Origin of the sequence: Streptomyces sp. NPDC093801, from assembly GCF_040701585.1 — a bacterium.
Lineage (GTDB): Bacteria > Actinomycetota > Actinomycetes > Streptomycetales > Streptomycetaceae > Streptomyces.
This window is the reverse complement of sequence record NZ_JBFBDP010000010.1, coordinates 216,951-229,004: the sequence shown is the minus strand read 5'-3', so window position 1 is coordinate 229,004 and position 12,054 is coordinate 216,951. Positions and strand designations below refer to the sequence as shown.

The window sequence follows — 12,054 nt, the reverse complement described above, 5'->3', positions numbered from 1 at the left end:
TAAGCGGCGATACGGAGCGGGGCCTCCGGTGCCGCGCCCGCCCCGCGGCAGCCCTGCGGCGACCCAGCGGCGGCCCGGCAATTCGGCTGAAATCCGCCGTCGCCCGATGCCCCGCGCCCGCTCCAGGGCTGGTCGGCGGGCCCGTAACCCCATTTGCAGGCGGCCGAATAGCGCGCCGGAGCCCCCTCGGTAAGCTGACGGCATGACAGGACAAGTACGCACCGTCGACGGGCGTGTCGCCGGCCGGCGCGGCCAGGCGACGCGGCAGAAGCTGCTCGACTGCCTCAGCGAGATGCTCAGCTCCTCGCCGTACCGCGACGTCAAGGTGATCGACGTCGCGCGCAAGGCCGGTACCTCCCCCGCGACCTTCTACCAGTACTTCCCGGACGTCGAGGGCGCCGTCCTGGAGATCGCCGAGCACATGGCCACGGAGGGCGCCCAGTTGACGGCGCTCGTCGAGGGCCGCAGCTGGGTCGGCAAGGCCGGCTGGGCCGCCGCCGAGGAACTCGTCGAGGGATTCCTGGACTTCTGGCGGCGCAACGACGCGATCCTGCGCGTCGTGGACCTCGGCGCGGCCGAGGGCGACAAGCGGTTCTACAAGATCCGCATGAAGATCCTGAACTCCGTCACCAACTCCCTTACGGAGTCGATGAAGGAGCTCCAGGCCAAGGGCAGGGTCGACAAGGACCTCAGCCCCGCCGCGATGGCGGGCTCCCTGGTGGCGATGCTGGCCGCGGTCGCCTCGCACCAGAAGGGCTTCCAGACCTGGGGCGTCAAGCAGGCGGAACTCAAGCCGAACCTGGCGCTGCTCGTCCACCTGGGCATCACCGGCAAGAAGCCGACCAGGTGACGGCGGACCCCCGCGCGGGGTCCGCCGCCGGCGCTGGTTCCCGTACGCCTGCGGTCAGCGCCGCTCCAGGCGGAACAGCCTGATCTCACGCTCGATGCGCGCCTGGTACGTCGCGTACGGCGGCCAGAACCGCAGGACCGCCTTCCACGCCTCGGCCCGTTCGGCCCCCTCCAGCAGGCGGGCCCGTACCGCGATGTCCCGCCCCTGCCAGTTCACGTCCGCGTCCGGGTTCTTGAGCAGGTTCCCGGTCCAGGCCGGATGGCCGGGGCGGCCGAAGTTGGACCCGATCAGCAGCCAGCTCGCACCTCCGTCCTCCGGCATGCAGGCGAGCGGGGTGGTGCGCGGCTCGCCGCTCCTCGCCCCCCGCGCGGTGAGGATCACGCCCGGCAGCATCCGGGCGCTGAGCAGCACCTTTCCTCCGGTCAGACGGTGGACCGCCTTGTCCATGGCGGGGATGAAGTGCGGTGCGATCTTGGCGAAGAGGAGGGTCGAGGAGACCTTCTGCATGAGCTTGACGGGGAGGGTCGCACCGGGAGCCATCAGACGGCCGCCTTCTGTGGAGTCGCGGAGGTGGGCGCGGGAGCGGTCGCGGGCGTGGTCGCGGGTGCCGCGGTGTCCGCCGCCGGGTCCCGGGCGTCGAAGAGGCCGGCCCGCTGCGCGGCGTGCGCGCGGAGCCGGTGGACCGGGCCGAAGAGCAGCTCGTCGGCGGCCGCCCGCTTGAAGTAGAGGTGCGCGTCGTGCTCCCAGGTGAAGCCGATGCCGCCGTGCAGCTGGATGGCCTCGCCCGCGGTGATCCGCAGGGCCTCCAGGCCCTGGGCGAGGGCGAGGGCGCCCTGTTCGGGGTCCCAGGCGGCGTAGTAGGCGGCGGAGCGTGCTGCCTGGACCTGGACGTAGAGGTCGGCGAGGCGGTGCTTGACCGCCTGGAAGGAGCCGATGGGCCGGCCGAACTGCTCGCGCCGGCGGACGTGCTCCACCGTGCGGTCCAGCGCCCGGCCCGCGGCGCCGACGGCCTCGGCGGCGAGGACGGTGGCGGCGTGGCGGCCGGTGGCGGCCAGGGCTGCGAGGGTGGCGGCCCCGCCGTCCGCCCGGTCGGACTCCCCCAGCAGCCGGGCCTCCACGTTCCGCAGTTGGACGCGGCCCTGCGGGCGGGTCTCGTCGAGGGTGGCCTGGCGGGCCCGCACGAGGCCGGGCGCGTCCCCCCGGACGAGGAACAGCAGGGTCCGGGCCCGGGCGAAGCCGCCGGTGTGCGCGGCGACCAGGAGCAGGCCGGCGCCGTGCCCGTCGAGGACCTGGGCCACCTCCCCGTAGAGCCGCCAGCCGTCGGCGTCGGCGCGCGCCTGCACCCCGCCCGCGCGGCCCCCGCCGGCCCAGTCGCCGGGGGCGTTGTCGCCGGTCAGGGCGAGGGCGGTGGCCAGGGCGGGGCCGGGGACGGCGAGCGCGGCGGTCAGCTCCCCGGCCGCGAGCGCGGGCAGCAGCTCCGCGCGCTGGGCGGCGGTGCCGAGGGCGCCGATCAGCGGGGCGGCCAGGGCCGCGGTGGCCAGCAGCGGCGAGGGCAGCAGTACGCTCCCGGTCTCCTCGCAGGCCAGCGCCAGGTCGGCCGGGGTGCAGCCGACCCCGCCGTACTCCTCGGCGATGGCGATGCCGGGCAGGCCGAGCTGCCGGGAGAGCTGCTGCCACAGCTCGCGGTCGTGTCCGGCATCGGTCCGGACGGCGGCTTTGACCTCGTCCGGGCCGCAGTGTTTGCCCAGGATCTCGCGCAGGGTACGGCGCATCTCGTCCTGTTCCGCGGTGAAGGCGGCATCCATCGTCGGGCTCCTCCCCGTATCTGACGGGGCGTCATGTTAGGGCGGCGGGACCGAGATGCACAGGGGTGGGACGGGGGCCCGTCACGGGGCCGGCGGCGCACGGGGTCTGGCATCTGACGCTCCGTCAGCTGTACCGTCGCCCCATGCCTGGACCCCTGTCTGAACCGCCCGTGTCCCCCTCCCCCGCCGCACCCCGCCGCCGGGTCGCGGTGGTCGGCGTCGCCCTGTCGGACTGCGGCCGGGTGGACGGCCCGACCCCCTACGCCCTGCACGCGCAGGCCGCCCGGCGGGCACTGGCCGACTCCGGCCTGGACCGCTCCGTCATCGACGGCTTCGCCTCGGCGGGCCTCGGCGTCCTCGCGCCGGTGGAGGTGGCCGAGTACCTCGGGCTGCGGCCCACCTGGGTCGACTCCACGTCCGTCGGCGGATCGACGTGGGAGGTGATGGCGGCCCATGCCGCCGACGCCATCGCCGCCGGCCACGCCAACGCCGTCCTGCTGGTCTACGGCTCCACGGCCCGCGCCGACATCAAGGCCCGGCGGCGTACGTCGAACCTGTCGTTCGGCTCGCGGGGGCCGCTCCAGTTCGAGGTGCCCTACGGGCACACCCTGGTGTCGAAGTACGCGATGGCCGCGCGCCGGCACATGCACGCGTACGGGACGACGCTGGAGCAGCTCGCCTCGGTGGCCGTCCAGGCCCGGGCCAACGCGGCGGCCAACCCGGACGCGATGTTCCGCGACCCGATCACGGTCGAGGACGTCCTCGCCTCGGAACCGATCGCCGACCCGTTCACCAAGCTGCACTGCTGCATCCGCTCCGACGGCGGCTGCGCGGTGCTCCTGGCGGCGGAGGACTACGTCCCGGACAGCGCCAAGGCCCCCGTCTGGATCCTGGGCACGGGTACGTCGGTGTCCCACACGACGATGTCGGAGTGGGAGGACTTCACCGTCTCCCCGGCCGCCGTCTCGGGCCGCACGGCCTTCGCCCGCGCGGGCCTCACCCCGGCGGACGTGGACCTCGCCGAGATCTACGACGCCTTCACGTACATGACGCTCGTGACGCTGGAGGACCTCGGCTTCTGCGCCAAGGGGGAGGGCGGCGCCTTCGTGGAGAAGGGCCGCCTGCTGAGGGACGGCGAACTCCCGGTCAACACGGACGGCGGCGGGCTCTCGGCCTGCCACCCGGGCATGCGCGGCCTGTTCCTCCTGGTGGAGGCCGTCCGCCAGCTCCGCGGCGAGGCGGGTCCCGACCGGCAGGTCACGCGGCGCGACGGCACCCTCCCGGAGGTCGCCCTGGCCTCGGGTACCGGCGGCTGGTTCTGCTCGTCGGGGACGGTGCTGCTCGGACGGGGGTGAGGGGGCGGCCGGCCGGCCGGGACGTCCCGGCACCCGCTCTGCGATGCTGGGCCCCGGTCGACGAGGGGGTACGGACATGCGGTGGACGGTTCACGGGGAACGGGCGGTCTACGAGGACCACTGGCTGGACCTGTGGCTCGCCGACGTGGAGACGCCCGACGGCAGCCGGTTCGAGCACCACGTGGTCAAGCTGCGGAACCTGGCCGTGGCCGCCGTGGTCAACGAGCGGCGGGAGGTGCTGATGATGTGGCGGCACCGGTTCATCACCGACACCTGGGCCTGGGAGCTCCCGATGGGGCTGGTCGAGGCGGACGAGACGCCCGGGGAAGCGGCCGCGCGGGAGGTGCTGGAGGAGACCGGGTGGCGGGCGGGGGCGATGAAGCCCCTGGTCTATGCCGAGCCGGCCGCCGGGATCACCGATGCGCAGCACCACCTGTTCCGGGCCGATGGCGCGACGTATGCGGGGCCGCCGACCGAGAAGAACGAGTCCGACCGCATCGAGTGGATTCCGCTGGCCGAGATCCGGGGGATGATCGACCGGCGGGAGATCGTCAGCAGCGGGACCCTCGTTCCGCTGCTCTACGTACTGATGGACGAAGGGGTGCGCTGACGCGTCCCCGGACCGGCGGCGGGCTTCTGCCGCCGGCCCGCCGTCCCTATGCGGCTCCCTTCAGCCCGGACATGTCCCGGGCCAGTCCGGTCACCTTGGTGTTCAGTTCACCGATCTGCCGGGACAGGGCCGCCAGCCCGTCGTCGCGGCCCGCGCCGCCGCCGAAGCCGTTGGTCGCGAAGCTCCTGCGCGCACGGGCGAGTCCGGCCGGGACGCCGCTGATCTGGATCTCCACCCCCTGCCAGGCCGCCAGTACGGCCGACTGCTCGGGGCTGCCGGCGCCGAACAGTTCTCCGGCCTTGTGGAAGGTGGTGTTGGCGAAGTCCTGGAACTGGTCCTCGGGACCGGAGGCTTTGAGCGATTCGTACCAGATGGAACCGGGAGCCTCCCAGGCGAATCCGCCGATGCCCACGGCCGCCAGGTAGAACGCCTTGTTCGGAATGCCGGAGTTGTCGTGCACTCCGCCGTTGTCCCGCGTCGTGTGGATGAACTTGCCCATCCGGTCGACCTGCCGGTCCTTGCCGAACACCGCGTTGTCGTAGGCGTTCCCCGGGTCCTTCATCGACCGCAGGGCGTCGCCGCCGATCCCCGGAGTCCACACCTCGGCACCGATCAGCCAGTCCGCGTCCTCTGCCGTCTGCTTCAGCGACCACTGCTTCACCAGTGAGCCGAAGACGTCCGACATCGACTCGTTCAGAGCCCCGGACTGATCGTGGTACTCGAATCCCGCGGTGTGGTCGGTCACTCCGTGCGTCAGCTCGTGGCCGATGACGTCAAGGGATCCGGTCAGGTTGCTGAACTCCTTTCCGTCCCCGTCGCCGAAGAGCATCTCCCGCCCGTCCCAGAAGGCGTTGTTGATGCTTTCGCCGTAGTGGATGAAGCCGTCCAGGCGCATCCCCTTGCCGTCTATGGAATTGCGCTGGAACACTTCCTTGTAGAAATCGCGGGTCAGGCCGAGGGCGTCAAACGCACGGTTCACGGCCTCGTCCCCGGCCTCCGGGCCGTCCTCGGGCCTGGCCAGGGTCGCCCCGGGAAGGAATTCGCTCTCCCTGCAGTCGAATATGGTGCGCCGACCGCCGCCCGGAGCTGCCGCGCCGGTGAAGGACGCCCGGACCGTCCGCTCGCCCCGCAGGCGGGCAGTGGTCAGCAAGGTGTTCATCGCCGCCCGGCGCACCTCGGGGTCTTCACTCTCCAAGAGTTTTTCGAGAATGTAGGGGGGAATGATGCAGTTGATGGGACGGGTCCCGCTCATGAGGCACCTCCTGAGCAGACAGGACCGGCGGTTAAGAATTCATCATTTGACGTTTCATCATTTGATGCGAGAATGTTCTCGGACCGTGTTTTCAGCGGCCATTTCACGCTGATATCGCCAGTCTCGCAGCCGCCGCCCGCGACTTGCAACCTTCCGGACGGCCGTTTGGCGCTGTGATTTCGGCAGTGTGCGGCGGCCTCCGGGACGTGGTCCGCGGCGACGCCCGCGCGGGGCGCCCGGGGTGCACGGCGTGCGCCCCGCGTGCGCCGGGGCGTGGCATGGGGCGCGCGGGGGGCGGAGAGGGGCGCGGTCGGGCGTGTCGCCGGGGCGGGGGCCGTTTCCGGGGCCGTCCCGTTATGGCTCGCCCCGTCGCGCCTCGTGCATCATTGAGCCGGCTGGTTCTTCATCTGCGACCGAATTCCTTCTGCTTCAACACCCTTTCTGGCTGCGGAGGTTCGCGATGGCGGTACGGACACGCGTCCACCTCGTGCTGGTGCACGGCCTGTTCTCCTCCGCGAAGGTGTGGGACGCGTTCCACGGGCTCCTGGCCGACGACCCCGAACTCGGCGACTGGCTCAGCGTCCACCGCTTCCAGTACGACTCCCCCCTCGTGCGCCTGCGCCCCGACCGGCGTGTCGCCGAGACCGACGACGTGGCCGACCAGTTCGGCACCTTCCTGGAGACCGGACTCGCCGACGCCGAGCGGATCGCCATCGTCACCCACAGCCAGGGCGGGCTGGTCGTCCAGCGGTTCCTCGCCCGGAAGCTGTGGAACGGCGAGGGGCGCGACCTGCACCGCATCAGGCACTTCACGATGTTCGCCTGCCCCAACACCGGATCGGGCTTCTTCCTCACCGTCCGCAAGTGGCTCAAGGTGCTGTGGCACAACCCGCAGGAGCAGCAGCTGCGCCCCTTCGACCGCGCGGTGACCGAGGCCCAGCGGACCGTGCTGAGCGCCGTCGTGCACGCCCGCGCGTACGGGGACATGGAGTGCCCGATCCCCGTGCGCGCCTACGGCGGGTCGGCCGACGACGTGGTGCCGCCGGTCGTCGCGCGCGGCGTGTTCCCCAAGGGCGGGGTGGTCACCGCCGACCACTTCTCCATCGTCCAGCCCCCCGACCGTACCGCCGCCTCCTACATGGCCGTGCGCAGCGCCCTGCTGGAGGTGGCCCGGGGGGAGCCCGGGCGGGAGGACGCCGAGGTGCCCGCGCCCGGCCCGTCCGCCGGCGCCGACGAGTGGGCCGTGCCGCCGGAGGGCCCCGGCGACGAGCTGGCGCCGTTCCCCCCGCCGCCGTACGGCCGGCTGGAGGAGGGCCAGCTGAAGGGTCGGGAGCGGCTCGGACTGGTGGCGCACCTGCTGTCGGAGCAGGCCCGCCAGCAGGTCCACGTGCTCACCGGGCTGGGCGGGTCCGGCAAGAGCCGGCTGGCCCTGGAGACGGCCGACCGGGCGCAGCGGGACGGGCGCCGGGTGTGGTGGGTGTCGATGCCGGAGCTGAGCCTGCGCATGCGGATGATCGCCCGCGACCTCGGGGCCCCGTCGATCACCGTGGAGCGGGCCTGGCTGCTGGGCACGGCCATGGACCTGGTGTGGACGCTGCTCAACGACTGCCCCGACCCCTGGCTGCTGGTCTTCGACAACGCGGACGACCCCGCGCGCCTCGGACCCCGCGACGGCGACGTCTCCAGCGGGACGGGCTGGCTGCGCCGGCCGCAGAACGCCCGCGGCACGGTGCTGGTCACCAGCCGGGCGCGCCGGCCCCAGACCTGGGGCGACGGGCTGCGCATCCACCGGATCCCGCTGCTCGACGAGGACGACGGCGCGTCCATGCTGCTGGAGCGCACCGGCGGCCTGGGCGGCACGAACGAGGACGCGCGCCGCCTCTCGCGGGAGCTGGGCGGGCTGCCGCTCGCGCTGCGCCACGCCGCCGACGTGATCAGGGCCGTCAGCGAGAGCCGGATCTCCCTGGACAGCGACATCCGCGACTTCGAGGCCTTCCGCAGTACGGTCGCCGCCCGCGTCGGCACCGCGGCGGGCCAGGACGGACCGCACCTCAGCGAGCTGCTGGGGCGGGAGATCGTGGAGAAGTCCTGCGGGATCGCCCTGGACCTGCTGGCCCGGCGGGGGGTGGGGCAGGCGGCGACCCTGCTGAAGGTGTTCGCCTGCCTGAGCATCGCCCCGGTCCCCTACCGCTGCCTGCTCGCCGGTACGGCCCTCGACCGCTCCCCCCTCTTCCCCGGTGCGAGTCCGGCGCGCACCGGCGCCGCCCTCGCGGGGCTGGAGGAGTTCGGCCTGGTGGACGCGTACGAGCGCGAGGGCGTCGGGGAGCGAGACCTGGCCCACGTGCTGGCCATGCACCCGGTGGTGCACGGGGTGCTGCGCGAGGACGAGGAGGTGCGTGACCGGGCCTCGGACTACTACGGGCTGGCGGTGCGGATGGTGCTGTCGGCCGCCCACCTGCGCAATCCCGATCACCCGGCCAACTGGCCGCTGTGGGCCGCGCTCGGCCCGCACGCGATGGAGGTGTCCCGGGCCTGCCTGCTCGGCGACCTGAAGCTGTCGGACCGCACCGTGCGCGCCGAGGCCCTGGAACTGGCCCGGCTGACCTCCCGCTACCTGATCGCGACGGGGCTGCTGGGGCCGGCGTACGACCTGGTGCTGCCGATGGTGGAGCGCTGCTCCTCCTTCGGGTTCGACGTCGACGACCGGGAGATCCTGGGCCTGCGGCACGAGCAGGGACGCATCCACCTGGACCGGGAGCAGCTGCCGCAGGCGGAGCGGGTGCTGGAACGGGTGGTGCGGGCGCGCACCCGGATCCTCGGGGAGAACCACGCCGACACCCTGGCCAGCCGGCACAAGCTGGCGCGGTCGATCGTGGAACAGTCCGGGCGGGAGGAGGAGGCGGAGGCGATGCTGCGCTCCATCGTCGAGGCCGAGAACGAGGTGCGCGGCCGGGAGCACTACGACACGCTGGTGATGCGCAACACCCTGGCCCGGACGATGCTGGCCCTCGGCGCGCACGGGGAGGCGGAGGCGGAGGCCCGGCAGATCCTGGACATCAGCCGGCGCAACCACTGGCCGCCGTCGACGCCGGAGATCCTGCGGGCGCGGGAGACGCTGACGCACGCGCTGCTGGGCCTGGACCGGGCGCACGAGGCGGAGCAGGTGATCGGTGAGGCGCTGCGGGACGCGTCGCAGCCGTCGGACTCGAACATGGTGATGAGGTTCCGGTTCACGTTCGTCCTGGTGCTGCTGGGTATCCGCGGGCGCACGAGCGAGGCGGTCGAGCGCCTGAAGGCGCTGGTGCGGGACCTGGACCGGGTGGTGGCCTCGGAGCATCCGCTGTCGGTGCAGGCCAGGGCGCTGCTGGAGAAGACGCTGCGCGAGATGCCCACCTGAGGGCCGGTGGACGTCCGTCATTCACCCGGATTCAGGGGGAATTCCGGCGCCCGGGGCGGACTTGCGCGTAGCCTGACGGTGCCTCACTCTGTGTGACGCGTCCCACACCGAAATGCGCGGAGGTCCGCCGATGACTGCTGTCCCGGCCGATACGAACGACGACCGGTCCCTCAGATGGGGGGCGCCGGGGAGTGCCCTGGAGGAGCTCCAGGCGGAGGTCGGCCGGCGGATCGCGATGGAGGCGCTGGAGGCCGGACGGCAGGCGCTCGAACTCGACGCCAAGTCCGCCTTCCGTACGACCAGTGGGACGCATCCCGTGTGAGTGCTGTTGTTCCCTGTTGTCTTTCCGAGTGCCCGGGGGGCCGTCGAATGACGTCAGAACAGGCAGAGCGATCCACGCAGAGCGTGTTACCGGCGCCGTCGGCGCCACCGACCCCGTCGCACGACCCCTTCTTCCGCGCCGTCACCGCACCCGCGTTCACCCACGAACTGCTCGCCGGTCTCGCCGCCGGCCGGTACGCGGCGGTGCGGGTGCCCGGCTTCCTCTCGCGGCAGCGGTGCGCGGAGGTCCTCGGGGCCCTGGAGGCACGGCCGTTCGACTCGTACCAGCAGGACCGCATCGATCCGCCGGTGATGCGGTTCGGGGTCGGGGTCAGCGACCACATGGCGGACGGCGGGGTCGCCGACGGCTACTGGAAGGCGCTGGAGGGGCACCGCGAGGCGTGGCGGGGCCTCGGCCTGTCCTTCGACCCGTTCCGCACGAGCCGGGAGGCGCTCGCCGCGGCCTGGCCGGGCGGGGTGGCGGTCGGCCGGCGGGGCGGGCTGGAGATGGGCGACGGGGTGGCCAGGGAGCCGAACGACGGGTTCCAGGTGCACTTCGACGACGCCCTGCGCGAGTACGCGGGGGACCTGCTGGACGTGCCGCTGATGGGGCAGTTCGCCTTCAACCTGTACCTGAGCGTGCCGCCCGAGGGCGGCGAGACGGTCATCTGGCGCCACCGCTGGCAGCCGGAGGACGAGGCGCACCGGCTGTCCGCGTACTACGGGTACGACGAGGCGGTGGTGCGGGGCTCCGAGTCGGTCGCGCTCGCTCCGGAGGTCGGCGAGGCGCTGTTGCTGGATCCGCGGTTCTTCCACGCGGTGCGGCCCAGCCGGGGGGCCCGGCGGATCGCCCTCGGGTTCGCGGTGGGTGTCGGGACGAACGGGCAGTTGCTCACCTGGGCGTGAACCGGAGCATGCCTGTGCGTCAACGTCCGTGTGCGGCAAGGGCTTTGACGCGCAAATGACGGCCCCGCTACGTTCTGTCCATGGACCTCTTGCGCTACGTGGCCTTCAGCACCGATCCGCTCGGCGGGAACCCGGCGGGAGTGGTGCTGGACGCCACCGGCATGGACGAGGCGACGATGGCCGCCACGGCGGCGGAAGTCGGCTACTCGGAGACGGCGTTCGCCGTTCCCCGGCAGGACGGGGAGCTCGACGTGCGCTACTTCAGCCCGCAGAACGAGGTGCCGTTCTGCGGGCACGCCACCATCGCCACCGCCGTCGCCCACGCCCAGCGGTACGGGGTGGGCGAACTGCTGCTGCACACCCAGGCCGGCCCGGTCCCGGTGACCACCTCGGCCGGACCGGACGGGGCGGTGGTCGCCACGCTGGTGAGCGTCGCGCCGCGTACGGAGGAGATCTCCGAGGCCGATCTGGCGGAGCTGCTGGCCGCGCTGCGGTGGCCGGCCTGCGACCTGGACCCGGAGCTGCCGCCCCGGGCCGCGTACGCGGGGGCCTGGCATCCGGTGATCGCGGCCGCGAGCCGGGAGCGGCTGGCGGACCTCGACTACGACATGGCGGCGCTGGGCGCGCTGATGGCGCGCCGCGGCTGGACGACGGTCACCCTGCTCCGGCGCGAGTCGCCGACCGTCTTCCACACCCGCAACCCCTTCCCGCCGGGGGGTGTGGTGGAGGATCCGGCGACGGGCGCGGCGTCCGCCGCGCTGGGCGGGTACCTGCGGAGCCTGGGGCTGGTGGAGGTGCCGGCGGTCCTCACCGTCCACCAGGGCGTGGACATGGGCCGGCCGAGCCTGATCACGGTGGGCGTGCCGGCGGATCCGGCGGCGGGCATCGAGGTGACGGGGACGGCGGTCCCGATCGCCTGACCGTACGGGCGGGGCCGGGACCCGCTACCAGTCCAGCGTGTCCAGGGGCCTGCCGTCCGGGGCGATGCGCAGGTCGTGGTGGGTGTGGTCGAGGTCGATCAGGCGGATGTGGGACGGGTCCCTCCATTCGGCCTGGAGGACGCCCCTGGGGTACCGGGAGACGTACGAGGCCACCGGCCAGCGGCGTGCCGTGGGGAAGGAGCCGGCGTCGACGTGGATGCTCCAGACCGGGTCGGTCGGCCCCGGGCCCCGCTCCACCACCAGCCGGCGGGCCGAGCCGTCCGGGGCGGGGAGGTCCCACTCCTGGTCGGGGAAGGGGTCGGCCATCACCGCGTACGCCGCAACGGCCAGCACCCCGGCCGCGGTGGCCGCGGCCAGGGCGGGGACGGCGGCCTTGCGCACCGCCGGGCGGCGGGAGGCGAGCAGGGCGGCCGCGGTGAGGGCGAGGACGGCCAGGGCGGCGAGGAGCACGGGGTGGTTCAGCTCGGCCGCGAGCGCCGGGCCGCCCGGCCGGTCGCAGTACGCGGCGACGGGCGCGGCCAGCGCCGGCACCGCGGCGAGCGGGACCAGCGTGCGGGCGGCGGCTCGGGCGATGTCCATGGGGGCACCCTAAGAGGTGTCCGACACGCCGGCGGCCG

The 12,054-nt window shown here is 73.2% G+C and carries 11 protein-coding genes; 7 read left to right on the top strand and 4 right to left on the bottom strand.

Annotation, left to right across the window (positions count from 1 at the left end):
- The first annotated feature begins 202 nt into the window (after positions 1–202).
- Positions 203–850 (top strand): TetR family transcriptional regulator, encoded by a 648-nt coding sequence (locus AB0469_RS14215; RefSeq protein ID WP_042812962.1) that lies wholly within the window; start codon positions 203–205, stop codon positions 848–850.
- A gap of 54 nt (positions 851–904) precedes the next feature.
- Here AB0469_RS14215 and AB0469_RS14210 read toward each other — a convergent pair whose 3' ends face one another.
- Positions 905–1,390 (bottom strand): nitroreductase family deazaflavin-dependent oxidoreductase, encoded by a 486-nt coding sequence (locus tag AB0469_RS14210; RefSeq protein ID WP_366451625.1) that lies wholly within the window; start codon positions 1,388–1,390, stop codon positions 905–907.
- A complete protein-coding gene (locus AB0469_RS14205; RefSeq protein WP_366451624.1) occupies positions 1,390–2,655 on the bottom strand; it encodes an acyl-CoA dehydrogenase family protein in 1,266 nt (421 codons plus the stop codon). The genes AB0469_RS14210 and AB0469_RS14205 overlap by 1 nt, the downstream gene beginning before the upstream one ends.
- 143 nt (positions 2,656–2,798) lie before the next feature.
- On the opposite strand from AB0469_RS14205, the gene AB0469_RS14200 reads away from it, so the two are divergent.
- Entirely contained in the window at positions 2,799–4,010 is a 1,212-nt protein-coding gene (locus tag AB0469_RS14200; RefSeq protein WP_366451623.1) for an acetyl-CoA acetyltransferase, read from the top strand.
- A 76-nt stretch (positions 4,011–4,086) separates the two neighbouring features.
- The gene (locus AB0469_RS14195) at positions 4,087–4,620 is read left to right on the top strand and encodes an NUDIX hydrolase (protein ID WP_366451622.1); all 534 of its coding nucleotides are present in this window, start codon (positions 4,087–4,089) and stop codon (positions 4,618–4,620) included.
- A gap of 46 nt (positions 4,621–4,666) precedes the next feature.
- On the opposite strand, the gene AB0469_RS14190 is transcribed toward AB0469_RS14195, so the two are convergent.
- Complete coding sequence (locus AB0469_RS14190; RefSeq protein ID WP_366451621.1) at positions 4,667–5,779, bottom strand: M4 family metallopeptidase; 1,113 nt, start codon at positions 5,777–5,779, stop codon at positions 4,667–4,669.
- Positions 5,780–6,332: 553 nt separating this feature from the next.
- Between AB0469_RS14190 and AB0469_RS14185 the strand changes: the two genes are divergently transcribed.
- The 4 genes from AB0469_RS14185 (at position 6,333) to AB0469_RS14170 (ending at position 11,416) form a co-directional block, all read left to right on the top strand.
- Positions 6,333–9,269, top strand: coding sequence for an alpha/beta fold hydrolase (locus tag AB0469_RS14185; protein WP_366451619.1), 2,937 nt, complete (start codon positions 6,333–6,335; stop codon positions 9,267–9,269).
- Between the two features lie 130 nt (positions 9,270–9,399).
- The gene (locus AB0469_RS14180; RefSeq protein WP_366451618.1) at positions 9,400–9,591 is read left to right on the top strand and encodes a hypothetical protein; all 192 of its coding nucleotides are present in this window, start codon (positions 9,400–9,402) and stop codon (positions 9,589–9,591) included.
- An 83-nt stretch (positions 9,592–9,674) separates the two neighbouring features.
- Positions 9,675–10,496, top strand: a complete 822-nt coding sequence (locus tag AB0469_RS14175; RefSeq protein WP_366451617.1) for a proline hydroxylase — start codon at positions 9,675–9,677, stop codon at positions 10,494–10,496.
- A gap of 80 nt (positions 10,497–10,576) precedes the next feature.
- A complete protein-coding gene (locus tag AB0469_RS14170) occupies positions 10,577–11,416 on the top strand; it encodes a PhzF family phenazine biosynthesis isomerase (protein WP_366451616.1) in 840 nt (279 codons plus the stop codon).
- Between the two features lie 24 nt (positions 11,417–11,440).
- Here AB0469_RS14170 and AB0469_RS14165 read toward each other — a convergent pair whose 3' ends face one another.
- The gene (locus AB0469_RS14165; RefSeq protein ID WP_366451615.1) at positions 11,441–12,016 is read right to left on the bottom strand and encodes a hypothetical protein; all 576 of its coding nucleotides are present in this window, start codon (positions 12,014–12,016) and stop codon (positions 11,441–11,443) included.
- Positions 12,017–12,054 lie beyond the last annotated feature (38 nt).